The 23,609-nt window shown below is 61.9% G+C and carries 18 protein-coding genes; 5 read left to right on the top strand and 13 right to left on the bottom strand.

The features are described 5' to 3' along the window. Positions 1-4: 4 nt before the first annotated feature. Together J3P81_RS14910 and J3P81_RS14905 are read right to left on the bottom strand one after the other, a co-directional pair. Positions 5-280, bottom strand: a complete 276-nt coding sequence (locus J3P81_RS14910; RefSeq protein ID WP_019690952.1) for a peptidylprolyl isomerase — start codon at positions 278-280, stop codon at positions 5-7. A 48-nt stretch (positions 281-328) separates the two neighbouring features. Further along, a complete protein-coding gene (locus J3P81_RS14905; protein ID WP_434559493.1) occupies positions 329-2,866 on the bottom strand; it encodes a PAS domain S-box protein in 2,538 nt (845 codons plus the stop codon). Between the two features lie 133 nt (positions 2,867-2,999). Here J3P81_RS14905 and J3P81_RS14900 point away from each other — a divergent pair, with 133 nt between their 5' ends. Continuing rightward, positions 3,000-4,118, top strand: coding sequence for a PilT/PilU family type 4a pilus ATPase (locus tag J3P81_RS14900; protein ID WP_420763549.1), 1,119 nt, complete (start codon positions 3,000-3,002; stop codon positions 4,116-4,118). Between the two features lie 133 nt (positions 4,119-4,251). Here the strand turns inward: J3P81_RS14900 and J3P81_RS14895 are convergent, their stop codons facing one another. From J3P81_RS14895 to J3P81_RS14850, 10 genes are all read right to left on the bottom strand, one after another. Further along, complete coding sequence (locus tag J3P81_RS14895) at positions 4,252-6,207, bottom strand: acetoacetate--CoA ligase (protein WP_434559491.1); 1,956 nt, start codon at positions 6,205-6,207, stop codon at positions 4,252-4,254. A 161-nt stretch (positions 6,208-6,368) separates the two neighbouring features. Continuing rightward, entirely contained in the window at positions 6,369-7,145 is a 777-nt protein-coding gene (gene hbdH / locus J3P81_RS14890; RefSeq protein WP_420763551.1) for a 3-hydroxybutyrate dehydrogenase, read from the bottom strand. A gap of 7 nt (positions 7,146-7,152) precedes the next feature. Further along, complete coding sequence (locus tag J3P81_RS14885; protein WP_420763552.1) at positions 7,153-8,544, bottom strand: GntP family permease; 1,392 nt, start codon at positions 8,542-8,544, stop codon at positions 7,153-7,155. 302 nt (positions 8,545-8,846) lie between these two features. After that, positions 8,847-10,262 carry a sigma-54 interaction domain-containing protein gene (locus J3P81_RS14880; RefSeq protein WP_420763553.1) on the bottom strand — a complete coding sequence of 472 codons (1,416 nt, stop codon included), beginning with the start codon at positions 10,260-10,262 and terminating at the stop codon, positions 8,847-8,849. 144 nt (positions 10,263-10,406) lie between these two features. Further along, positions 10,407-11,987, bottom strand: coding sequence for an ABC transporter ATP-binding protein (locus J3P81_RS14875; RefSeq protein WP_434559489.1), 1,581 nt, complete (start codon positions 11,985-11,987; stop codon positions 10,407-10,409). A 13-nt stretch (positions 11,988-12,000) separates the two neighbouring features. After that, positions 12,001-13,023 carry an ABC transporter permease gene (locus tag J3P81_RS14870; RefSeq protein ID WP_434559487.1) on the bottom strand — a complete coding sequence of 341 codons (1,023 nt, stop codon included), beginning with the start codon at positions 13,021-13,023 and terminating at the stop codon, positions 12,001-12,003. After that, the gene (locus tag J3P81_RS14865) at positions 13,023-14,081 is read right to left on the bottom strand and encodes a microcin C ABC transporter permease YejB (RefSeq protein ID WP_434559485.1); all 1,059 of its coding nucleotides are present in this window, start codon (positions 14,079-14,081) and stop codon (positions 13,023-13,025) included. Before J3P81_RS14865 ends, J3P81_RS14870 begins: the two co-directional genes overlap by 1 nt. Continuing rightward, positions 14,081-15,949: an extracellular solute-binding protein gene (locus J3P81_RS14860; protein WP_434559483.1), complete on the bottom strand. Its 1,869-nt coding sequence runs from the start codon at positions 15,947-15,949 to the stop codon at positions 14,081-14,083. The genes J3P81_RS14865 and J3P81_RS14860 overlap by 1 nt, the downstream gene beginning before the upstream one ends. 129 nt (positions 15,950-16,078) lie before the next feature. Further along, on the bottom strand, positions 16,079-16,360 hold the full coding sequence (locus J3P81_RS14855) for a peptidylprolyl isomerase (RefSeq protein WP_042610373.1): 282 nt from the start codon (positions 16,358-16,360) through the stop codon (positions 16,079-16,081). 73 nt (positions 16,361-16,433) lie between these two features. Then, positions 16,434-17,318 carry an esterase/lipase family protein gene (locus J3P81_RS14850; protein ID WP_434559481.1) on the bottom strand — a complete coding sequence of 295 codons (885 nt, stop codon included), beginning with the start codon at positions 17,316-17,318 and terminating at the stop codon, positions 16,434-16,436. 324 nt (positions 17,319-17,642) lie between these two features. On the opposite strand from J3P81_RS14850, the gene J3P81_RS14845 reads away from it, so the two are divergent. Beyond that, the gene (locus J3P81_RS14845) at positions 17,643-18,695 is read left to right on the top strand and encodes a hypothetical protein (protein WP_434559479.1); all 1,053 of its coding nucleotides are present in this window, start codon (positions 17,643-17,645) and stop codon (positions 18,693-18,695) included. A gap of 73 nt (positions 18,696-18,768) precedes the next feature. On the opposite strand, the gene J3P81_RS14840 is transcribed toward J3P81_RS14845, so the two are convergent. Next, positions 18,769-19,839 carry a 3-deoxy-7-phosphoheptulonate synthase gene (locus J3P81_RS14840; RefSeq protein ID WP_434559477.1) on the bottom strand — a complete coding sequence of 357 codons (1,071 nt, stop codon included), beginning with the start codon at positions 19,837-19,839 and terminating at the stop codon, positions 18,769-18,771. A 733-nt stretch (positions 19,840-20,572) separates the two neighbouring features. On the opposite strand from J3P81_RS14840, the gene J3P81_RS14835 reads away from it, so the two are divergent. The 3 genes from J3P81_RS14835 (at position 20,573) to uvrC (ending at position 23,598) form a co-directional block, all read left to right on the top strand. Continuing rightward, entirely contained in the window at positions 20,573-21,001 is a 429-nt protein-coding gene (locus tag J3P81_RS14835; protein WP_434559475.1) for a GNAT family N-acetyltransferase, read from the top strand. Positions 21,002-21,130: 129 nt separating this feature from the next. After that, on the top strand, positions 21,131-21,772 hold the full coding sequence (gene gacA, locus J3P81_RS14830; protein WP_003200277.1) for a response regulator transcription factor GacA: 642 nt from the start codon (positions 21,131-21,133) through the stop codon (positions 21,770-21,772). Positions 21,773-21,774: 2 nt separating this feature from the next. Continuing rightward, positions 21,775-23,598, top strand: a complete 1,824-nt coding sequence (gene uvrC, locus J3P81_RS14825; RefSeq protein WP_420763562.1) for an excinuclease ABC subunit UvrC — start codon at positions 21,775-21,777, stop codon at positions 23,596-23,598. Positions 23,599-23,609: the final 11 nt, after the last annotated feature.

The following is a 23,609-nucleotide window of genomic DNA, read 5'->3' as shown; positions in this document are numbered from 1 at the left end:
TCCTTCAGTCCCGGTAAAACACCTGCACCAGGTGATAGCCAAACTTGCTCTTGATCGGCCCATGCACCACCCGCAGTGGTTTCTTGAAGATCACCGCGTCGATGGCGCCGACCATTTGCCCGGGCCGCACTTCACCCAGGTCGCCGCCGCGCTTGCCGGAGGGGCAGGTGGAGTATTTCTTTGCCAACACGTCGAACGCTTCGCCCTTGGCGATGCGTTGTTTGAGCTGTTCGGCTTCTTCGGCGGTTTTCACCAGGATATGGCGGGCTTGGGCTTTCATTGCGGCACAGACCTGAAGGGGGCGAAAGGGCGGCGATTATGCCTCAAGTCAGTGGTCATGGTTGATCATCGTCCGAATCTTGTTGGCCAACAGGTCCAGGGTAAACGGCTTGGCGACCATGTCCATGCCCTGATCCAGGAAACCTTGGCGTTCGGCGGCTTTCTGCGCATAGCCGGTCATGAACAGCACCTTCAAGCCGGGCCGGTGCTGACGGGCGATTTCCGCCAGCTGGCGGCCGTTCATGCCCGGCAGACCGACGTCGGTCACCAGCAGATCGATGCGTTGCTCGGATTCGAGCAATACCAGCGCCCGCTTGGCGTCCTCGGCTTCGAGGGCGGTGTAGCCCAGGGTGGCGAGCAGGTCGAGCACCAGCATGCGCACCGCCGGTTCGTCCTCCACCAGCAACACCGTTTCGCCGGCGATGGCGGGCGGAGCGTCGGTGGTAGTCGGTGCCGTTGCCTGTTCCGCCGGCGCGACGTGCAGGCGCGGCAGGTACAACTGCACGCGCGTACCTTGGCCCGGGACACTGTCCAGGCTCAGGTGACCGCCAGATTGCTGGGCGAAACCATAAATCATCGACAGCCCCAGGCCGGTGCCCTGGCCGATGGGCTTGGTAGTGAAAAACGGATCGAAGGCCTTTGCCAACACGGCGGGGGTCATGCCGCTGCCGTTGTCGCGCACGGCGATCATCACGTAATCGCCGGCCTTCACCGGCTCCAGCGTGCTGATGTCGCTGCCGTCGAGGTAGACGTTGGCGGTCTCGATGTTCAACTCGCCGCCATCGGGCATCGCGTCCCGGGCGTTGATGACCAGGTTGAGCAAGGCGTTTTCCAATTGGCTGGCATCGGTGCTGACCGGCCACAACTCGCCGGCCAGTTGCAGTCGCAGCACAATGTGATCGCCGGTGGTGCGGCTCAGCAGGTCTTCAAGCGAGCGAACCAGCGTATTGGCATCCAGAGGCTTGCGGTCCAGTGACTGGCGTCGGGAAAAAGCCAGCAGGCGGTGGGTCAGGGCGGCGGCGCGGTTGGCCGATGAAATCGCAGCTTCGGTAAAACGGCCGATCTCGGCGGCACGACCGGAGGCGATGTAGCGCTGCATCAAGTCGAGGCTGCCGAGGATGCCAGTGAGCATGTTGTTGAAGTCATGGGCGATGCCGCCGGTGAGTTGGCCCACGGCTTCCATCTTCTGCGCATGGCGCAGGGCTTCTTCGGCGCGTTCGCGTTCGAACATCTCGCTTTGCAGTCGATGGTTGGCCTCGGCTAGCTGCTGGGTGCGGGCGATCACCCTTTCTTCCAGCGTTTCGTTGAGGTGGCGCAGGGCTTCCTCGGTTTTCTTGCGCTCGGTTTCGTCGATGACAAAAATGTAAAAACCGTTCACCGATCCGTCGGCGCCACGGCGTGGCAGGTAGTTGATCAACGCATGGCGCGGCCGGCCGTCGCGGTGGGGCGACTCTACGGTGAAACTGCACGGCTTGCCCACCAGGGCGCCGGCGATCTGTTCGGCTCGGGCGGCGTAGGCCTCGTCGCCGATGACCTCACGGATGGTCTTGCCGTAGAGCTCTTGCGGCGTCAGCCCGTACCAATTCAGGTAGGCACTGTTGTTCAGCCGGAAACGCTCCTCGCGGTCGACGTAGCCGATCAGCACCGGCATGGCGTTGATGATCAGTTGCAGCTCGGTCTGGCTCTGGCGCAAGGCATGTTCGGTGCGCTTGCGTTCGGTCAGGTCCAGCGCCGCGCCGAGAAAGCGCTTGGGCCGGCCATGGCGATCCTTGTAGCAACGTCCACGCACGAACACCCAGCGCAGCTCGCCGTGGGGCTGCTGCAGCCGATACTCCTCGGCGTACTCGGTGCCATGGGTGATGCAGTGCTTGATGCTGCGCGCAACCATCGCCCGATCTTCCGGGTGGACGCCCTCGAGATAGGCGCTGATGGGCAATTGCCGTGACAGGGCCGGGTCGACGCCATGGAGGAGGGCAAAATGCGCATCGGCGATGAAGCGATCCTCGCCGATGTCCCAGTCCCAGGTGCCCAACGCATCGGTGGCCGCCAAGGCCAGTTGCAAGCGTTCTTCGCTTTCCTGCTGGGCCTTGAGGCTGGCCTCGGAGCGCCGTTCGAATTCCTGAGCCAGGCGTCGCCGCTCGCCCGTCTCGATGGCAGTGATCAGAATTCCGGCGACGCTGGCGTTTTCGTCATGGATCGGGCTGTAGGTCAGGTCCAGCCAGACATCGCAGAGGCGGCCGCCAAATGGCATGCGCCAACGTTGATCGCGGCAGGTGCGCACCCGGCCCTGCAACACGCTGCGATAAACCCCTTCGGTTTCGCTGCGAAGTTCGGGCCAGGCCGTGTGGGTTGGCTGGCCAAACGCCCTGGGGTGCTTGTCGCCGACCAATCGCGCATAGGCGTCGTTGTACAGGTGGATCAACTGCGGCCCCCACAGCACGGCCATCGGCATGGGCGAATGGACCACGATGTCCACGGCGGTGCGCAGGCTCGGGGGCCAGGTTTCTTGGGCGCCCAGCGGGCTGGAAGTCCAGTCCAGACGGGCGATCAACTGCTGTGTGTCGCTGCTGGCAGGTACTGCATTCATCACGGGAATCCCTGGATGTCATGTCGATGCTGCGGCTTCTACTATCCTCTGAAGAAGGTAAGCGCGGGTTGATCTGAAGTTTTTCTGGCTCGGGTCAGCGTGTCCATTGAAGTTCGCGGAAGTTTTTATAGTCATGGAAATTGATCCTTTACTGCGAGTCCTGGCAAGCCAGGACGGCTCCGACCTCTACATGTCCACCGGCGCGCCGCCCTGCGCGCGTTTCGAAGGTGTGCTCAAGCCACTGAGCAACCAGGCGTTCAAGGTTGGCGACATCGCTGGGCTTGCCGAGTCATTGATGGACGCCGAACAGCGCCTTGAGTTCGATCGGGAATTGGAAATGAACCTGGCGATCTCTCTGGCCGGTGTCGGACGGTTTCGCGTCAACATCTTCAAACAGCGCAATGACGTGTCCATGGTCATACGCAACGTCAAGCTGGATATCCCGCGTTTCGAAGACCTGAAGCTGCCCAAGGTGCTGCTCGAAACCATCATGCACAAACAAGGGCTCATGCTGTTCGTCGGCGCCACGGGCTCGGGCAAATCCACATCACTGGCGGCGCTGATCGACTACCGCAACCGCAACAGCAGCGGCCATATCATCACCATCGAGGACCCGGTGGAATATATTCACCGGCACAAGAAATCCATCGTCAACCAGCGAGAAGTCGGTGTGGATACCCGCAGCTTCCACGCCGCTCTCAAGAACACCCTGCGCCAGGCGCCGGACGTAGTGCTGATCGGTGAAATACGCGACCGCGAGACCATGGAACACGCCTTGGCCTTCGCCGACACCGGCCATCTGGTGATTTCCACCCTGCATGCCCACAACGCCAACCAGGCCCTGGACCGGGTGGTCAATTTCTTCCCGGAAGAACGCCGGCCGCAACTGCTGCAGGATCTGGGCAACAACCTCAAGGCGTTTGTCTCCCAGCGGCTGGTGCGCACCCGCACCGGCCAGCGGCGGGCGGCCGTGGAGGTGATGCTCGGCTCGCCCACGGTGGCCGACCTGATCCGTCGCAACGAGCTGGGCGAGCTCAAGGGCATCATGGAAAAATCCGAGGAACTGGGGATGCAAACGTTCGACCAGGCGCTGTTCAACCTGGTGGTGGAAGGGGCGATCGATGAAGAAGAGGCGTTGAAAAACGCCGATTCTGCGAACAATTTGCGCTTGCGGCTCAAGCTCCATGCCGAATCGGGAGCGGCGCCACCGGCTGAGCCGTCGGCGGGCGGGGAATGGGGGCTCATGGACTGATCGGTTGGTAGTGCGACCGCGTTATCGTTCATCGCGAGCAGGCTCGCTCCCACAAGGGATTTGGGTGCAAACAGTCCCCTGTGGGAGCGAGCTTGCCCGCGATGAGGCCCTCAAGCCCAGCAAAACATTCAGATCAGGTCGCAAGCTCCACCCGCCCACGAAACTGCTCCAGCGCCTCGGGATTGGCCAGTGCATCGGTGTTCTTTACCGCCTCGCCATGCACCACGTTGCGCACCGCCAGTTCCACCACCTTGCCGCTGATGGTGCGTGGGATATCGTTGACCGCGAGGATTTTCGCCGGCACGTGGCGCGGTGTAGTGTTGGCGCGGATGACCTGGCGGATCTTCTGTTCCAAGGCGTCGTCCAGCACCAAGCCCTCTCGCAGGCGCACAAACAGCACCACCCGCACATCATCCTGCCATTGCTGGCCGATGGCGACGCTGTCCAGGACTTCCTCGACTTTTTCCACCTGCCGATAGATTTCCGCCGTGCCGATGCGCACACCACCGGGGTTGAGCACCGCGTCGGAGCGGCCGTGGATCAGCAGGCCGCCGTGGGGCAGCTCTTCGGCGTAGTCCCCCTGGGCCCACACGCCCGGGAACTGGCTGAAATAGGAGGCGCGAAGTTTCTCCCGCTGGGGATCATTCCACAGCCCGATGGGCATCGCCGGGAAATGCCGGGTGCAGACCAGTTCGCCTTTTTCGCCAACCACCGCTTCGCCGGCTTCGTTCCATACCTGCACGGCCATGCCCAGGCTCTTGACTTGCATCTCGCCGCGGCGCACAGGGGCCAGCGGATTGCCGTTGACGAAGCACGACACGATGTCAGTGCCGCCGGACATCGAGGCCAGGCAAACATCGGCCTTGAAGTCGCGGTAGACATAATCGTAACTGTGGGGCGCCAAGGCTGATCCCGTGGACAGGATCGTCCTCAGGCTGCCCAGGTCGTGGGTCTGGCGTGGCTTGATGCCTTGGCTTTCCAGGGCGGCCAGGTATTTGGGGCTGGTGCCGAATACGCTGATGCCTTGTCGGTCGATCAGGTCGAGCAGGCGTTCCGGGCTGGGGTGGAACGGCGACCCGTCATAGAGCACAACCGCGCTGCCCACGGCCAGCGCCGACACCAGCCAATTCCACATCATCCAGCCGCAGGTGGTGTAGTAGAACAGCCGGTCTTCGGGGCCCAGGTCGACGTGCAGGCCATGTTCCTTGAGATGTTGCAGCAGCACGCCACCGGTGCCGTGGACGATGCACTTCGGCACGCCGGTGGTGCCGCTGGAATAGAGAATGTACAGCGGGTGATCGAACGGCACGGGGTTGAACACCGGCTCGCCGCCGCATTGGTAGAAACCGTCCCACAGGGCCACGCGGGCTGGGGTCTTGAAATCTTCGACGCGAACGTCGGGCTGGGCGTAGGGCAGTACGATCAATTGTTGCAGCGACGGTAGCCGTTCGAGTATTTCGTTGACCTTGGGCCGCTGGTCGATGGTTTTCCCGGCGTAGCGATAGCCGGCGCAGGTGATCAGGACCTTGGGTTCTATCTGACCGAACCGGTCGATGACGCCCTGGGTGCCGAAATCCGGCGATGAACATGACCAGATGGCGCCCAGGCTGGTGGTGGCGAGCATGCACACTAGCGTCTGCCAGGTGTTGGGCATGCAAGCGGCGACCCGATCGCCCTGGGTCACGCCAGCGCCTTGCAGGCTTTTTTGCAGGCCGGCGACATGGGCGGCGAGATCGGCCCAGGTCAGCGTTTCTTCGCCGCCGTTTTCATCGAGTGCGACCACTGCCACGGCGCTGTCGCGGCGACGCAACAAGTGTTCGGCGAAATTCAGCGTCGCCCCTGGGAACCAGCGGGCACTGGGCATCTGCGGGCCTTCGTCGAGCACCGCGCCAGGCGCTTGATGGAAGCGGATCTCGAAGAAGTCGACGATGGCCTGCCAGAAGGCTTCGCGGTGGTCGGTGCTCCAGGCATGCAGGGTCGGGTAGTCGTTGAGTTGCAGCGAGTGCCGTTCGTTGACGAACCGGCGAAAGGCGTCCATTCGCGACTGGGCGATGCGTTCGGGGCTGGGGTGCCAAAGGATGTCGGACATGGTTTGCCTCTTGTTTTGGGGCTTACAAATAGTTCAGCACAAGGCGCCGGATGTGGCGAGGGAGCTTGCTCCCGCTGGCCTGCGAAGCGGGCCCAAGAGGCGCCTGCTGCGCAGCCGAGCGGGAGCAAGCCCCCTCGCCACAAAAGCTCGACGGCGCGGCGTTATTGAGCCAACCACCCACCATCAATATTCCACGCCGCGCCCCGCACCTGGCTGCCCGCTTCACTGCACAGGAACAGCACCAGCTCACCCAACTGCGGCGGGGTCACGAACTCCAGGGACGGTTGCTTCTCGGCCAGCAGATCATGCTGGGCCTGTTGCGGGTCCACACCCGTGGCGATGCGGTCGTCGATCTGCTTCTGCACCAGCGGCGTCAGGACCCAGCCCGGGCAGATGGCGTTGCACGTGACGTTGCTGGCGGCAGTCTCCAGGCCCACTACTTTGGTCAACCCGATCACCCCGTGCTTGGCCGCGACGTACGCCGCCTTGCCCACCGAACCGACCTGGCCATGCACCGAGGCAATGTTGACGATCCGTCCCCAGCCCTTGGCGCGCATGCCCGGAAGGCTCAGGCGGGTGGCGTGGAACACCGAGGACAGGTTGATCGCAATGATCGAATCCCAGCGCTCCACCGGGAAATCCTCCACGGCCGCCACGTGCTGGATGCCGGCATTGTTCACCAGGATGTCGACACCGCCGAATTCGCGCTCGGCGTAGGCGAGCATGTCGGCGATCTGCGCGGGGTCGCTGACGTCGGCCGGATGATGGCCGACCTTGACGCCGTGTCGAGCGACTTCGGCGACCACCGCCGAAGCATCGCCAAAGCCGTTGAGGATCAGGTTGGCGCCGGCCTTGGCCAGGCTCAGGGCGATGCCCAGGCCAATGCCGCTGGTGGAGCCGGTGACCAGGGCCGTCTTGCCGGAAAGGGTGGTTGTCATGGGAACCTCACACAATGCCAGTGGCGTAGAACACACCGATCACGAAGAACACCGCGAGGGTCTTGATCAGCGTAATACAGAAAATGTCTTTGTAGGCTTCACGGTGGGTCAGGCCCGTGACCGCCAGCAAGGTGATGACCGCGCCGTTGTGGGGCAGGGTGTCCATGCCGCCGCTGGCCATGGCCGCTACCCGGTGCAGCACTTCCAGTGGAATGTTGGCGGCGTTGGCGGCGCTGATGAAGGTTTGCGACATCGCCGCCAGGGCGATGCTCATGCCACCCGACGCGGACCCGGTGATGCCCGCCAGCAGCGTCACGGTCACGGCTTCGTTGACCAGCGGATTGGGGATGTTCTTGAGCCAGTCGGCGAGCACCAGGAAGCCCGGCAGGGAGGCGATCACCGCACCGAAACCGTATTCCGACGCGGTGTTCATGGCCGCGAGCAACGCACCGCCCACCGCGCTCTTGCTGCCTTCGGCCAGCTTGCTGCGAATGGCTCGGAAGCCGAACAACAGCACCATGACGATGCCCACCAGCAAGGCCGCTTGCACGGCCCAGATCGCCGTGAGCTTGGCGATGTCGCTGGTCACCGGCGCCGCCATGCCCGGCAGGGCCAGGCTATGGGTCTTGCCGTACCACTGTGGGATCCACTGGGTGAACAGCAGGTTCATGACCCCTACCGCCAGCAATGGCGAAACGGCGATCCAGGGGTTGGGCAGCTTGATGTCTTCGGCGGTTTCCGGCTCGTTGCGCAGCTCGGTACCGTAGCCTTCGCCCGTGCGCTGGGCCTTGTTGCGTTGGCGCTGCAAGAACAGCATGCCGAAGCTGAACACGAATATCGTACCGATCACGCCCAGCCACGGCGCTGCCCAGGCAGTGGTATTGAAGAAGGTGCTGGGGATGATGTTCTGGATCTGTGGCGTGCCGGGCAGGGCGTCCATCGTGAACGAAAAAGCGCCGAGGGCGATGGTGGCCGGGATCAGCCGCTTGGGAATGTTGCTCTGGCGGAACATCTCGGCCGCGAACGGATAAACCGCAAAGACCACGACGAACAGCGACACGCCGCCATAGGTGAGCAGCGCGCACACCAGCACGATCACCAGCATGGCCTGGCGCGTGCCCAGCAGGCGAATCGCCGCCGCGACGATGGAGCGGGAAAACCCCGACAGCTCGATCAGCTTGCCGAACACGGCGCCGAGCAGGAACACCGGGAAGTAGAGTTTGATGAAGCCGACCATCTTGTCCATGAACACCCCGGTGAAGGCTGGGGCAACGGCGGACGGATCGGTGAGCAACACCGCGCCGAGGGCGGCGATGGGGGCAAAAAGAATGACGCTGTAGCCACGGTAGGCGGCAACCATCAGCAGCGTGAGGGCTGCCAAGGCAATGATCACACTCATGGTGTGTCTCCTGGATTGTTATTTTTGTGGGTGATGCGGTGGGGAGGGCTATAGCGAGTTTTGTGCCAGTTGTTTAACTTATTGAAATTTAAGGAATTTATTGAGGCGGGCGACGTGAGCTTGGAAAGCGCGTCTCTGTTTTGAGATTTTTGTTGAGATTACTGGCCTCATCGCGAGCAGGCTCGCTCCCACAGGTGAACGAGGATGGCAGGGGGAACGCCAGTTCCTGTGGGAAAGAGCCTGCTCGCGATGAGCGCGAAGCGCTCCAATCCATATGTCTAAATAAGGAGAATTGAGTCTCTTTATTGAGACTCAGCAATCCCCAGCGCCACCATTTTCTTGTAAAGCGTCGACCGCCCCAGTCCCAACCGCTCGGCTGCCTCAATCACCCGCCCACCGCATTGCGCGAGGGTGGTCTCGATCAAATGTCGATCGAATCGGGCCCGGGCCTGGCTGAAGGTTTCCTGGGGCAACGGCTCGAGGCTCGGACTCGCCGCGCGTACCACCGGCGTGAAAGTACCGATGGCGGCACGAATATCGGCGGCGGTGAGCATCAGGTCGTCGCTGAGCAGCGCGGCCCGTTCCAGCACGTTGCGCAACTCCCGGATGTTGCCCGGCCAGGCGTGCTGGCCCAGCAGGTCGAGGGCGTCGGGATTCAGTTCGTGCTGGCTGCGCAATTCTTCGAGGATCGCCTCGCTCAGGGCCGGCAGGTCATCCAGGCGTTCGCGCAGCGGCGGGACCTGGATGGGCAGCACATTGAGGCGGTAATACAGATCCGCCCGGAATTCGCCACGCTGGATCGCCGCCTCCAGGTTGGTGGAGGTCGCGGCAATCACCCGAACATCGCTTTGCAGTACTTCGTTGGAGCCGACCGGTTCGTATTCCTTTTCCTGCAACACGCGCAGCAGTTTGCTTTGCAAGGGCAGCGGCATATCGCCGATTTCGTCGAGGAACAATGTGCCGCCCTGGGCGATTTGCAGCTTGCCGGCGCGGCCCTTGCGGTCGGCACCGGTGAAGGCGCCTGGCGCGGTGCCGAAGAATTCGGCTTCCAGCAAGGATTCGGGGATGGCGGCGCTGTTGATGCTGACAAACGCCTTGTGCGCACGCGGCGAAGCACCGTGGATCGCCTGGGCCAGAAGCTCCTTGCCGGTGCCGGTTTCGCCGAGGAGCAATACCGGGGAGTCGGTGCTGGCGCTGCGTCGGGCACGGCGCTTGACCTCGAGTCCCGCAGCGCTGGTGCCGATGAAATGGGCAAAGTTGTACTTGGTCTGCCGTGCCCGCAACAGCGAGCGGGTAGAGGCCAGTTCTTCCTGCATGCTCAGGTAGCGTTTGAGCATCGGCGACAGGCTGCGCAACTCGTCGAACAGGGCAAAACCGATGGCGCCGATCACCGCGCCGGCGCTGTCATGGATCGGCAGGCGCATCACCACCAGCGGTTCCTTGGGCGTGTCCTGCATGTCCAGCAGGATCGGCCGCCCGGTACGCACCACCTCTCGCAACAAGCTGCCCGGAATGACGCTTTCGCAAGCCCGGCCGATGGCCTCTTGCGCCGAATTCAGGCCGAAGCGACGAGCGTAGCGCTCGTTCATCCAGACGATGTTTGCATCGCGGTCGACGATCACCGTGCCTTCGCTGGACTGCTCGATGATTTCGAACAACGAGCGGATCGCCAGCGTACGCACGCGCTTGTAATCCTTGAGGCTTTCGGTGGAGTTCATGATCGGATCCGGGTTGTGTGTTGCTTGTCAGGCCCCCATCGCGAGCAAGCTCGCCCCCACATGTGGCCTTCAGTGCAACACCGGCCAATGTGGGAGCGAGCTTGCTCGCGATGGGCGCGACACGAAGCTACGCCATGCGCCGCATTATGCCCACTCTGGATGCGCCGCCGCCAACAACTCCTTGGTATACGGGTGCTGGGGTGAATCGAACACATCATGGCTGGGGCCTTGCTCGACCACCTTGCCGTCCTTGATCACGATCATGTCGTGGGCCAGGGCGCGGACCACCGCCAGGTCGTGACTGATGAACAGGTAGGTCAGGCCGTATTTTTCCTGGAGCTGGCGGAGCAGGGCAACCACCTGCTTTTGCACGGTGCGGTCGAGGGCGGACGTAGGTTCGTCAAGCAGGATCAGGGCGGGCTTGAGCACCAATGCCCGGGCAATGGCGATGCGTTGGCGCTGCCCACCGGAAAACTCGTGGGGGTAGCGATGCCGGCTCTGCGGGTCGAGGCCGACCTCCTTTAGCGCCTGGATCACCTGGGCTTCGCATTGCTCGGCACTGGACCGGCTGTGGACTTCCAGGCCTTCACTGATGATCTGTTGCACTGACATTCGCGGGCTGAGGCTGCCGAACGGGTCCTGGAAGACGATCTGCATCTGCTTGCGCCATGGCCGAAGCTCTTTATGCGACAGATGATCAAGCGCCTGGCCCTGGAAGCGAATGCTGCCTTCGGACTCTATCAGCCGCAGGATGGCCTGGCCGAGGGTGGATTTGCCGGAACCGGATTCGCCGACGATGCCCAGGGTCTTGCCGCGCTGGATATTCAGGCTGATGCCGTCCACGGCTTGCAGGTACTGCTTGCGCCGGAACAATCCGCCACCGAGGGGAAAGCTGACGCGCAGTTCCTGCACTTGCAGGACGTCTTCGCGTTCGTCCCGGGGCAGGGCTTCGCCTTCCGGTTCGGCGTTCAGCAATTCGCAGCTATAAGGGTGGCGGGGGGTGCTGAACAAGGTTTCACAGGGCGCCTGCTCGACAATTTCCCCGGCTTTCATTACGCACACCCGCTGCGCGATGCTGCGCACCAGGTTGAGGTCGTGGCTGATCAGCAGCAGGGACATGCCCAGGCGCTGCTGCAACGATTTGAGCAGCAGCAGGATCTTGCGCTGCACCGTTACGTCCAGGGCGGTGGTCGGTTCGTCGGCGATCAGAAGCTCCGGCTCGCAGGCCAGGGCCATGGCGATCATGACGCGCTGGCGCTGGCCGCCCGATAGCTGGTGCGGATAGGCCTTGAGTCGTTCGGCGGGTTTCTGGATGCCGACCAGGGCCAGCAATTCCAGGATGCGCTGGCGCGCGGCCTTGCCGCCCAGGCCGCGATGCAGCATCAGTGTTTCGCCGATCTGCTTTTCGACGCTGTGCAGCGGATTTAGCGAAGTCATCGGCTCCTGGAAGATCATTGCGATCCGATTGCCGCGCAGTTCCCGTAGCGTCTTGGCCTCGGCACCCACCAGTTCTTCGCCGCGATAGCAAATGCTGCCGGTGGTGCGCGTGCCGGTTTCCGGCAGCAGTTGCAGGATGGAATGGGCCGTCACCGACTTGCCGGAGCCCGACTCGCCCACCAGCGCCAGGCATTCGCCTTGGCGGATATCCAGGCACAGGTTGCGCACCACCGTCTGGCCGTTGAAGGCCACGCTCAGGTCACGGATTTCGATCAGGTTTTCGCTCATCTAAAGGTTCCGCTCATGACCGAGGGTCGAACGCGTCTCGCAACGCTTCGCCGATAAACACCAACAGAGAAAGAATCAGCGCCAAAGTAAAAAACGCCGTCAGCCCCAGCCAAGGCGCTTGCAGGTTCTGCTTGCCCTGCGCGATCAGCTCACCCAGGGATGCGCTGCCGGCCGGCATGCCGAATCCCAGGAAATCCAGCGCTGTCAGGGTGGAGATCGCCCCGGTGAGAATGAACGGCAGGTAGCTCAGGGTGGCGTTCATGGCATTGGGCAGTATGTGCCGCACGATGACCTTGCGGTCGGTCAGGCCCAGCGCCCGCGCGGCTTTCACGTATTCGAGGTTGCGCCCGCGCAGGAATTCGGCACGCACCACGTCCACCAGCGCGAGCCAGGAGAACAGCGCCATGATACCCAGCAGCCACCAGAAGTTAGGCTCGACGAAACCCGACAGGATGATCAGCAGGTACAGCACCGGCAAACCGGACCAGACTTCCAGCAGGCGTTGCCCCAGCAGGTCCACCCAGCCGCCGTAGTAACCTTGCAGGGCACCGGCGGCAATGCCGATCAGCGCGCTGATGGCGGTCAGCGCCAGGGCGAACAGGATCGACACCCGCGCGCCGAATATGACCCGCGCCATCACGTCCCGTGCCTGGTCGTCGGTGCCCAGCCAGTTCACCCTCGACGGCGGGCTTGGGGCCGGCCGCTCAAGGTCATAGTTGGGCGTGTCGTCGCTGAAAGGAATAGGCGGAAACAGCAGCCAGCCGTTGCCCTGGTGAATCAGGTCCTGCACATAGCTGCTGCGATAGTCAGCCTGGAACGGCAATTGACCGCCGAACTGCTGTTCGGTGTAGCGCTTGAACACCGGGAAATACAACGAGCCTTGGTAGCTCACCACCAAGGGCTTGTCATTGGCAATCAATTCCCCACCCAGGGTCAGGACGAAAAGCCCGATGAACAGCCACAGCGACCACCAGCCGCGACGGTTTTTCCTGAAACGTTCGAAACGCCGCCGCCCCAGGGGCGATAACTTGAACATCAGGCGTTCCTCGCGGCGAAGTCGATGCGCGGGTCCACCAGGGTGTAGCAAAGATCGCCGATGAGTTTGATCAGCAGGCCGAACAACGTGAAGATAAACAGCGAGCCGAACACCACTGGATAGTCCCGGGACACGGCGGCCTCATAGCTCATGCGTCCCAGGCCGTCGAGGGAGAAGATCACCTCGATCAGCAAAGAACCGGCGAAGAACACGCTGATGAACGCTTGGGGAATGCCCGATACCACCAGCAGCATCGCATTGCGAAACACGTGTCCATACAGCACGCGTCGTTCACTCATCCCCTTGGCTCGCGCCGTGACCACGTATTGGCGGGTGATTTCGTTGAGGAACGAGTTCTTGGTCAGGATCGTCAGGGTAGCGAAGCCGCCGATGACCAACGACGTGACGGGCAGCACCAGGTGCCAGAAATAGTCGGCGACCTTGCCCAGCGTCGAAAGGGACTCGAAGTTGTCCGAGACGAGCCCGCGCACCGGGAACCAATTGAGCGAGGTGCCGCCAGCGAAGATCACGATCAGGAACATCGCGAACAGGAACGCCGGCATGGCGTAGCCGATAATGATTGCGGTGCTGCTCCAGACATCGAATGCCGAACCGTGGTGTACCGCCTTGCGAATCCCCAGGGGAATCGACACGAGGTAGGTGATCAGCGTCGCCCAGAGCCCGAGGGAGATGGTCACCGGCATTTTTTCCAGAATCAGGTCGGTGACCGTGGCACCGCGGAAGAAGCTTTTGCCGAAGTCCAGGCGGGCGTAGCTGGTGAGCATCAGCCACAAGCGTTCATGGGCGGGCTTGTCGAAGCCGTACTGTTTTTCGATGTCCTTGATCAATTGCGGATCCAGGCCTCGGCTGGCGCGGGAGCTACCGGTCATGGCATTGCCCGAGCTGCCGACGCTGGCGCCGCCAATGCCCTGCAGGTGAGCGATCGCCTGCTCCACCGGCCCGCCTGGCGCGGCCTGGACGATCACGAAGTTCACCAGCAGGATGATCACCAGCGTGGGAATGATCAGCAGCAAGCGCCGCGCAATGTAAGCCCACATCAGTGATGCCCTCCAGGCGAGCCACGCTTGATGCGTTCGGCGGTCATCTGTTCGTTGGTCAGTGGCGTGGTGCTGACTTCCCACCAGCTCTCGATGGCTTCGTCATTGCTCGCCTGGACTTTCGGAATGCCGAAGCGATTCCACCAGACCGTCGAGCTGCCTGGCGGGTAATAGTTGGGAATCCAGTAGTAGTTCCATTGCAGCACCCGGTCCAGCGCATGGGCATGGCGGAGCATGTCGTCCTGGGTGCTGGCTTTGACCAGGCCATCGATGAGGGCGTCCACGGCAGGATTCTGCAAGGCCATGTAGTTGTTGGCTCCCGGGTCGTTGGCCGCCGCCGAGCCGAAATAATTGTAAAGCTCCGTGCCCGGCGAAGTGCTGACCGGGTAGCCGGTAATGATCATGTCGTAGTCGCGGCTCATCAGGCGATTGACGTACTGGGACGAGTCGATGCGCCGGATGTGCATGTCGACGCCGATCTGTGCGAGGGTGCGCTTGTAAGGCAACAACAGGCGGTCTATTCCGTTTTGCGTGACCAGGAACGTGAAGCTCAGTGGCTCGCCTTCGGCATTGACCAGGCGGTCGCCTTCAGGTTTCCAGCCGGCCTGTTCCAATAGCGCCAGGGCCTGCAATTGCTTGTCGCGGATGACCCCGCTGCCGTCGGTCTTCGGCGCTTGGAACACCTGGGTGAACACCTCTTGCGGTACTTTGCCGCGCAGCGGTTCGAGAATCGCCAGTTCCCCCGCGTCGGGGAGCTCCCGGGCGGCGAGGTCGGTGTTGGAAAAAAAGCTCTGCTGGCGCACGTAGAGGTTGCGCATCATCTGGCGATTGCTCCACTCGAAGTCCCAGAGCATGGCCAGCGCCTGGCGTACGCGGCGGTCCTGGAATTGTGGCCGTTGCAGATTGAACACAAAACCCTGGGCCGGCTGGGGCGCCTCGGTGGCAAGGTGGGCTTTTTGCAGCCGACCGTCGCGCAGGGCCGGGCTGTCGTAGCCGATGGAAAAGCCCGTGGCGGAGAACTCGCGGTTGTAATCGTAGGCGCCGCCACGCAAGACCTGCCGGGCCACGTCGGTGTCGCCGAAGTATTCGATACTGAAGTGGTCGAAGTTGTAGAGCCCGCGGCTGACCGGCAGGTCCTTGCCCCACCAGTCGGCGTTGCGCTCGAAGGTGATGCTGCGGCCCGAGTCGACCTTGCTCACCCTGTACGGTCCGCTGCCCAGGGGCGCCTCGTAACCGCCGCCGTTGGCGAAGTCGCGACTCTTCCACCAGTGCTCGGGAAAAACCGGCAAGGTGGCGATGTCCAGGGGCAGGGTGCGGCTTTCGTTATTCTTGAAGTCGAAGCGAACGGTTCGTTCCGATTCCACCTCGACACCTTTGACGGCGGCGAACTGCGTGCGATAGCGCAGGCTGCCCTGGGTCATCAGCAGGTCGAAGCTGTAGCGCACGTCTTGCGCGGTGATGGGCTTGCCATCGGCGAAACGCGCCTTGGGATTGAGGTAGAAGCGCAGGGACAGGCCATCTTCGGCGCGTTCCATTTTTTCGGCGACAAGGCCGTAGACGGTATAGGGTTCGTCCAGGGAGCGTTGGGCCAGCGGCGAATAGAGCATGCCGTCGACCTGGCTGACGCCGATGCCTTTGTCGATATAAGGCAGCACATGGTCGAAATGGCCGATCTCCACGGCCGAGCGGCGCATCGTCCCGCCCTTGGGGGCCTGGGGATTGGCGTAGGCAAAATGGGCGAAGCCTTCGGCGTACTTGGCCGGTTCGCCATAAACGGTCAGGGCATGTTGGGGGGCGGCATTCACGCCTGCGGCGCCCGTCAGCAGCACCACGGCAATGAACAGCCAGGAGGGAAAAGCCAGTCGCATTGTCAGCCTTAAAGCCGGGTGATCGATGAGTGCGATTTGTACGCGAGGGACGCGCTGATCGCCAGCCCTTCGCATGGCTCAAGCATGACAGCCCGCCCTAAGGCGGACCGTCGTGTCGATAAACCGAAATCAGTCCTGGCGGCTGGTTACTTCCAGCAGGTGATAGCCGAACTGGGTCTTGACCGGGCCTTGAACCACATTGATCGGAGCGCTGAACACCACGGTGTCGAACTCCTTGACCATCTGGCCCGGGCCGAACGAGCCCAGGTCGCCGCCCTGACGGCTGGATGGGCATGTGGAGTTGGTTTTGGCGACTTCAGCGAAATCAGCGCCAGCTTCAATCTGGGCCTTGAGTTCGTTGCACTTGTCTTCGCTGGAAACCAGGATGTGGCGGGCAGTGGCTTTGGCCATGGAGGTACTTCCTTTCAGTGTCGTAAAACGCCCAGCCTACCGGAATCAGTCCGCGGTTGTTGCCAAAATTGCGTCAGAGTCCGACGATCCGCAAGCGTTCTGCATGTTTCACGTAGAGCTCCATCGGATCGTTTCCCTTGCGCCAGCCTCCGTCAGCGCCCTGGTTGAGGGTGTCCAAGTGATCCATTGGGTAGTCGGAGCGGATCACCTTGCCCAGGTGGGAGCTGAAGCGTCCGACGATGCCATCGTTCTGTCCCGCCTCGGTGGTGAAATATTCGGAAAAAGCGCGGCAGAAGTCATGCAACGGATCGGGCGCGCTATTGCCGGCTTGTTTCACGGTTTCCTGCACCGTGCCACTCCAAGAGTAATACCGCACGCCGTTAACCAATTGCGGCCCGTTGCCGCCCCAATGTCGGGGCAAGCCTTGCGGATACCTGTCATTGAATGCGCCTACGCCTTCGGTAGTCAGCGCCGCCAGCGCTGCAATAGCGTTTTGCGGAAGCTGTGCCTGGCCACTGAGCAGTGAAATGAAATCGGCGAAAAGCGTGGCGACCCGGTTCGCCACGTGTTCCGGCAAACGACCAGGCGTGAGGGCCTTGCGCAGGAAATCAGCGAGTTCCGACCCTTGGTTGGGGCCGCTGACGGAGGTGACCGAGGCGACACTGCCGGGCGCCAGGGCGGCGGCATAACGAGCGGCCAACGCGCCTTGCCCGTGGCCGATAAGGTTGACCTTCGCGGCCCCGGTTCCTTCGAGAACCCGGTCCATCTGAGCCAGCAACTGTTCGCCGCGCGCTTCGTTGGAGTGGGTGGCCGACACGTACGGGACGAATACTCGGGCGCCGGCATTGCACAACGCCTGTCTGACGTCGTGAAAAAGTTCGAGCGGGCCGACCCTGTCGAACCCGAACAAACCATGTACCAAAAGGATGGGAAAGCGGGTGGTTGCATTCCGTTGCATGTTCGTACCTTTTTCGAAGAGGTTCATGTTGAGTTTGCGGCACCACTCTAATCCAGGCCGTTAGTGAGCGGTGTAGGACCAAACCGTTACTAGCTGCGGAAACAGGAATAGAAAGCGCGAGAAATTTTCCTCAAAAGCCAGGCGGCTCCTGCGGTTTCGGACGCTTCCGATAACCGATTGCCCTTCAAGCCACATCTCAAGGAGCGAGAGACCACGCAACTTGTCGCCTCGTCTGGCTGCGCGTCCCGGGCCGGAGAGTTCTAATGGTTTCATCCGGTGTCGCTATGGAAGCGGTGCCCCTTTCCAAGGGACTGGAGCCTGGAAATGACCATTGAATCAACTGTACGAAAAAGCCGGCCTCCATCGCGAAAGCTGCCCGCGCCTTTGCTGACGAGGGCCCGCGAAGGCATCGTCGACCCTGCCTGGAGCAAGGCCGTCATCACCGTCAAGCCGTACCCGCTCATGTCCTGTGGCGACGAGCTGATGTTGTATTGGCGCGGGCTCAATAACGAAGGCGAGCAGTACCACCATCAAATTCGCCGGTTCGTCACGGAGCGGCAGGTCGGGCGCGAGCTTGTCTTTGTTGTACGCGAACCGCATATCGCCGAACTCGACGGCGGCTCGCTGGACATTTCGTACCGGGTCATTGGCAAGCAGTTGCCGACCGCATTGGCCTCACAGGCCCTTCAGTTGCAAATTGGCGACGTGGCGCCGCTGCTGCTGCCACCCATCGCCAATGATGCGGTGGGTGGGCACCTTGATCCGGGGCGGGTGCCTGAAGGCACGACGATGACCGTGCGGCCTTATTCGCGAATGGCGGCCGGTGATCGACTGATCCTTCTGGCCAGCCGCGATTCCAAGCCATTGTGGCGGGATGTGCTGGACATAGAGGCTCATGCAGTGGGCGAAAAAGTATCGTTCTGGATCGATCATGGAGACATCGCTTCCCATATCGGGCACTCGTTGACCGTGGCTTATGTCGTCAGGCGCGGACATTCGATACGTCGAGCCGAGCCGCTGTCCGTCTGGATCGGTCCTCTGGTACGCCCAGCGCTGGTGGCGCCGAGGGTATTGGAGTTGATGGAGGGTGAACTGGATGTCGACGGGCTCCATGGCGCAGCGACGGTGGTGATCGACGGCGTAGGGCTGGAGGCGGGCGAACGGGTCTGGTTGCAATGCAACGGCAGCTACTCGGATGCCCAGGAGCGGGAAATCACCGAGGCCACGGCCGGCCAGCCAGTTGTCTTCACGGTGCCGATTGCCTATTGGCAGGAGCAGGGCGGCCAATCGGTCCGCCTGTTCTATCAGGTTGAGCGTCTGGATGATGTAAGCCAGCGCTCGCCGGAGATCACCATTGAAGTTCGCGCCAGGCCGTAACGAAGGATCCGCAATGAAAAAAACCGTGGCGAGGGAGCCAGCTCCCGCGCCACGGCATGAACGGGTCCGAAACTCAGACGCCCAATCGCAACCTGCGATGAGCCTGGCGCAGCAACTGCTCGGTGGACTCCCAGCCAAGGCATCCATCGGTCACCGACACGCCGTAGCGCATCGCCGGCCCCAACGGTTGGCAGCCTTCGAAGAGGTGGCTTTCGAGCATCATGCCGATCAGGGCCTTGTTGCCTTGCAAGCGCTGTTGCAGCACGTCCTCGAACACTTGGGGCTGGCGCAGCGGATCCTTGCCACTGTTGGCGTGGCTGCAATCGACCAGGATGCGGGCCGGGATGTTGAGGCGGGCGAGGTCGGCGTGAATCTGCGCCACGCTTTGGCGATCGTAGTTCGGGCCGCGGTGGCCGCCGCGCAGGACCAGGTGCGTATCAGGGTTGCCTTGGGTCTGGATGATCGCCGGATGCCCTTGGCTGTCGACGCCGAAATGTCGATGGGGGTGCGCCGCGGAGCGCATGGCGTCACAGGCGATGCCAACCCCGCCGTCGGTGCCGTTCTTGAAACCGACCGGCATGCCCAGACCGCTGGCCATTTCCCGGTGAATCTGCGATTCAGTGGTGCGCGCACCAATGGCGACCCAGCTAAGCAGGTCGTCGAAGTAGCCGGCCGCCATCGGCTGCAACAGCTCGGTGGCCACGGGCAGGCCGAGTCGGAGCATCTCACGCATCAACTCCCGCGACAGCTCGAGGCCGGTGGCCATGTCGTCGCTGCCATCGAGATGGGGGTCGTAGGCCAGGCCTTTCCAGCCCACGGTGGTGCGGGGCTTTTCCACGTAGGCGCGCATCACCAACAGCATGCTGTCGCTGACTTCCCGGGCAAGGCGAGCCAGGTTGGCGGCGTATTCGAGCGCGGATTTCGGGTCGTGGATGGAGCATGGACCAACGATGACCAGCAGGCGGGAGTCCTCACCGTCGAGGATGGCGCGGATGGCCTGGCGATGGGCGCCAACTTGTTGGCTCAATACGCTGTCTAGCGGCAATTGTTGCTTGAGTTGCAAAGCGCTTGGCAGGCGCAGGGTCAGGGTTTCATTGGCAGGGCTGAGCGTGGACAGCGGCAAAGCGAAGACGGACGAATTCATGATCTGGCTTCCTGGGCGAGCAGCGGGTTCGTTCCCGCGCCGGCCCTAGTTGGGTGTTCGACAATTGGCCGTAATGGCCCGCAACGTTGGCATGCCACCGATAGGTGACCGATCGGAGGCGGCAGGCTGTCCCGAGCGGTGGCTGGTAAATCGCCAGGCGGAAAAACTGTCGTAACGGTAATAAGTGGCGTAGTTCATGGTTCGATCCTCAAGTGGTGTGATGCTGCGTATGTCTGGGGCCTGAAAAACAAAACCCCCGGTCGGGAGGCCGACCGGGGGTTTGGAAAACTCTGGAAGGCGACCCGTTTAAAATGGGCGCCGGTTGGGTATCAGGCGCGCCAGTGGCTAAACCAATACCCAAAATAAAAGCTGACCGAAGTTGGCACGTCGTTCGCCCAGGCAGCCGCAACCGAGCGCGAGGCGCTGGTAGGTTGAAGCGGTGAAAGGGCGCTGGACATGCTGTGTCTCCGATGAATGATCTGGAGCTTACAAGAGCGCGGGGCGGCCGTTCAATAAGAAAATGCTATGGCCTTTTAATAACAACCCCATCGCTTGTATCCGACGGGCTTTATGACAAACTCCAGCGTTGTGCCAATTTCAATCACCGAAGTCGACAATGACCCGGATGGCACGCTAATGGCAGCGGCCCCAGGCGTGGAAGAGCTGTTGGTCATCGCTCGCCGCGACGACAGCCGTTGGGCGGGTGAGCCCGTGGCATAGTGATGAGGTTTCAATGAGTTTTGTATGGCGCCCGGCTGAAGTCGGTGACGTTGAATTCGCACGTCAATTGACTTGCAGCAATATGCTTCCCTATTACCTTCGCCATGATTTGCTGTGGCAGGACGAAGCGTTCGATCTGGCCTGGGTCATCCGCCAGAACTGGATTCTTCAGCGCAATGAACAGGCGCTGGGTTTCGTCAGTCTCAGTCGTGATGCTCGCGCCTTGTACATTCGGGAGTTGCAGATCGATGAGGCGTTTCGTCGGCAGGGTGCCGGAACCTGGGCGATCGGACAGGTCTGGACGATGGTGGCAAATGAGCATCGACCGGCGTTGCGGCTCACCGTTTTCAAGGACAACCCGGCCCGCGCGCTCTATGAACGCATGGGGCTGCGGGTGGTCGGTGAGGATGAGTGTTTCCTGAGGATGCAGCGAGACGCCTAGGCTTGAGGCGTCGAATATTGGATCTGAAGATTTGTTGTAACTTTTATCTGCCCGTTTGCGCTAGGTCTGCCGAGTGCTTTTTGCTAAGGTGTGGGCAACCTATACAAGACCAAATCGTGAGGTGTCTGCTTGATTAGGGTGTTAGTGGTCGACGACCATGATCTCGTCCGTACGGGCATAACACGAATGCTGGCTGACATCGATGGCCTGCAGGTGGTTGGCCAGGCCGAATCCGGGGAAGAATCCCTGATCAAGGCGCGTGAATTGAAACCCGACGTGGTGCTGATGGACGTCAAGATGCCGGGCATCGGTGGTCTTGAAGCCACGCGAAAACTGTTGCGTAGCCATCCGGACATCAAGGTCGTCGCGGTGACCGTCTGTGAAGAAGACCCGTTTCCCACCCGGCTGCTTCAAGCGGGGGCGGCGGGCTATCTCACCAAGGGCGCTGGCTTGAACGAGATGGTCCAGGCCATCCGCCTGGTATTTGCCGGACAACGCTACATCAGCCCGCAAATCGCCCAGCAATTGGCGATCAAGTCTTTCCAGCCGACCAACGATTCGCCCTTCGATGCGCTGTCCGAGCGAGAAATCCAGATTGCGCTGATGATCGTCGGCTGCCAGAAGGTCCAGATTATTTCCGACAAATTGTGCCTGTCGCCCAAAACCGTCAATACCTACCGTTACCGTATCTTCGAAAAGCTTTCGATCAGCAGTGACGTCGAGTTGACGCTGCTGGCGGTGCGTCATGGCATGGTCGACGCCAGCGCCTGATAATGACCGAACAGTTTGATCCAAGTGCTTTCCTGTCCACGTGCAGCGGCCGCCCCGGCGTGTACCGCATGTTCGACAGCGACGCGCGCCTGCTTTATGTCGGCAAGGCCAAAAACCTCAAGAAGCGCCTGGCCAGCTACTTCCGCAAGACTGGCCTGGCACCGAAGACGGCCGCGCTGGTGGGTCGCATCGCGCAGATCGAAACCACCATCACCGCCAATGAAACCGAGGCGTTGCTGCTTGAGCAGACGCTGATCAAGGAATGGCGGCCGCCGTACAACATTCTGCTGCGCGACGACAAATCCTATCCGTACGTGTTTTTGTCCGACGGGGCGTTTCCGCGCCTGAGCATTCATCGCGGAGCCAAGAAGGCCAAGGGCCGATATTTCGGTCCTTACCCCAGTGCCGGGGCCATCCGTGAAAGCCTGAGCCTGTTGCAGAAAACCTTTTTCGTACGCCAATGCGAAGACAGCTACTACAAGAACCGCACCCGGCCCTGCCTGCAACACCAGATCAAACGCTGCAAGGCGCCCTGTGTCGGCCTGGTGGAGCCCGAGGTCTACGCCGAAGACGTGCGTCACTCGGTCATGTTCCTGGAGGGGCGTAGCAATGCGCTGACCGATGAGCTGTCGGCCGCCATGGAAGAGGCCTCGATCAATCTCGAATTCGAACGCGCCGCTGAGCTTCGCGACCAGATCGGGCTGCTGCGCCGGGTTCAGGACCAGCAAAGCATGGAAGGCGGCAGCGGCGACGTCGATATCGTGGCCGCGTTCATCAACCCGGGCGGCGCCTGTGTGCACTTGATCAACGTGCGGGGCGGCCGGGTTTTGGGCAGCAAGAACTTCTTCCCCCAGGTAGGGATCGAGGAAGACGTCTCCGAAGTCATGGCCGCTTTCCTGGGTCAGTACTACATCAGCAGTCCAGAACGCGACTTGCCCAGCGAGTTGATCGTCAACGTGGTTCATGAGGACTTTCCGGCCTTGATCGAAGCCATCGAAAAGCTTCGCGGTCGCGAACTGACCATCAGCCACCGTGTGCGTGGCACCCGTGCGCGCTGGCAGCAACTGGCCGTGACCAACGCCGAACAGGCCCTTGGCGCACGCTTGGCCAACCGCCAGCACGTCGCGGCGCGGTTCGATGCCCTGGCCGATGTCCTCCACCTGGACGAGCCGCCGCAACGGCTGGAGTGTTATGACATCAGCCACTCCAGCGGCGAGGCAACGGTAGCCTCCTGCGTGGTTTTCGGCCCGGAAGGTCCGATCAAGTCCGATTACCGTCGCTACAACATCGAAGGCGTTACCCCTGGCGATGACTATGCCGCCATGCACCAGGCATTGATGCGGCGTTTCAGCAAGATAAAGGACGGGGAGGGCAAGTTGCCGGACATCCTTCTGGTAGACGGCGGCAAGGGCCAGTTGTCCATGGCCCGGGACGTCCTCAACGAGCTGGCCGTTCCTGACCTGATCCTGCTCGGCGTGGCCAAAGGCGCGACGCGAAAGGCCGGTTTCGAGACGTTGTACCTGAACGACGCGGCCCACGAGTTCACGTTGAAAGGGGATTCGCCGGCGCTGCACCTGATCCAGCAGATCCGCGACGAAGCCCACCGTTTCGCTATCACCGGCCACCGTGCCCGCCGAGGCAAGACCCGCCGCACCTCCACGCTGGAAGGCGTGGCAGGGGTCGGGCCGACGCGCCGGCGCGATCTATTGAAACATTTTGGTGGATTGCAAGAACTGTCTCGTGCCAGCATCGAGGAGATAGCCAAAGCACCCGGTATCAGTAAAAAGCTCGCAGAGTCGATTTATGCAAACCTGCATAGCGAGTAGAATGCCCGTCA

It is taken from the genome of Pseudomonas sp. R1-6, assembly GCF_051132115.1.
In the GTDB taxonomy this organism is placed as follows: domain Bacteria; phylum Pseudomonadota; class Gammaproteobacteria; order Pseudomonadales; family Pseudomonadaceae; genus Aquipseudomonas.
The sequence above is the reverse complement of the archived record's forward strand: the minus strand, read 5'-3'. Positions and strand labels throughout refer to the sequence as shown.

Coding starts and splice junctions, on each gene's coding strand:
- J3P81_RS14900 (WP_420763549.1), top strand. CDS start 3,000: ATGGAAATTGATCCTTTACTGCGAGTCCTGGCAAGCCAGGACGGCTCC.
- hbdH (WP_420763551.1), bottom strand. CDS start 7,145: ATGACAACCACCCTTTCCGGCAAGACGGCCCTGGTCACCGGCTCCACC.
- J3P81_RS14860 (WP_434559483.1), bottom strand. CDS start 15,949: ATGCGACTGGCTTTTCCCTCCTGGCTGTTCATTGCCGTGGTGCTGCTG.
- J3P81_RS14835 (WP_434559475.1), top strand. CDS start 20,573: ATGAGTTTTGTATGGCGCCCGGCTGAAGTCGGTGACGTTGAATTCGCA.
- J3P81_RS14850 (WP_434559481.1), bottom strand. CDS start 17,318: ATGCAACGGAATGCAACCACCCGCTTTCCCATCCTTTTGGTACATGGT.
- J3P81_RS14865 (WP_434559485.1), bottom strand. CDS start 14,081: ATGTGGGCTTACATTGCGCGGCGCTTGCTGCTGATCATTCCCACGCTG.
- uvrC (WP_420763562.1), top strand. CDS start 21,775: ATGACCGAACAGTTTGATCCAAGTGCTTTCCTGTCCACGTGCAGCGGC.
- J3P81_RS14895 (WP_434559491.1), bottom strand. CDS start 6,207: ATGTCCGACATCCTTTGGCACCCCAGCCCCGAACGCATCGCCCAGTCG.
- J3P81_RS14845 (WP_434559479.1), top strand. CDS start 17,643: ATGACCATTGAATCAACTGTACGAAAAAGCCGGCCTCCATCGCGAAAG.
- J3P81_RS14910 (WP_019690952.1), bottom strand. CDS start 280: ATGAAAGCCCAAGCCCGCCATATCCTGGTGAAAACCGCCGAAGAAGCC.
- J3P81_RS14875 (WP_434559489.1), bottom strand. CDS start 11,987: ATGAGCGAAAACCTGATCGAAATCCGTGACCTGAGCGTGGCCTTCAAC.
- J3P81_RS14885 (WP_420763552.1), bottom strand. CDS start 8,544: ATGAGTGTGATCATTGCCTTGGCAGCCCTCACGCTGCTGATGGTTGCC.
- J3P81_RS14840 (WP_434559477.1), bottom strand. CDS start 19,839: ATGAATTCGTCCGTCTTCGCTTTGCCGCTGTCCACGCTCAGCCCTGCC.
- J3P81_RS14855 (WP_042610373.1), bottom strand. CDS start 16,360: ATGGCCAAAGCCACTGCCCGCCACATCCTGGTTTCCAGCGAAGACAAG.
- J3P81_RS14905 (WP_434559493.1), bottom strand. CDS start 2,866: ATGAATGCAGTACCTGCCAGCAGCGACACACAGCAGTTGATCGCCCGT.
- J3P81_RS14870 (WP_434559487.1), bottom strand. CDS start 13,023: ATGTTCAAGTTATCGCCCCTGGGGCGGCGGCGTTTCGAACGTTTCAGG.
- J3P81_RS14880 (WP_420763553.1), bottom strand. CDS start 10,262: ATGAACTCCACCGAAAGCCTCAAGGATTACAAGCGCGTGCGTACGCTG.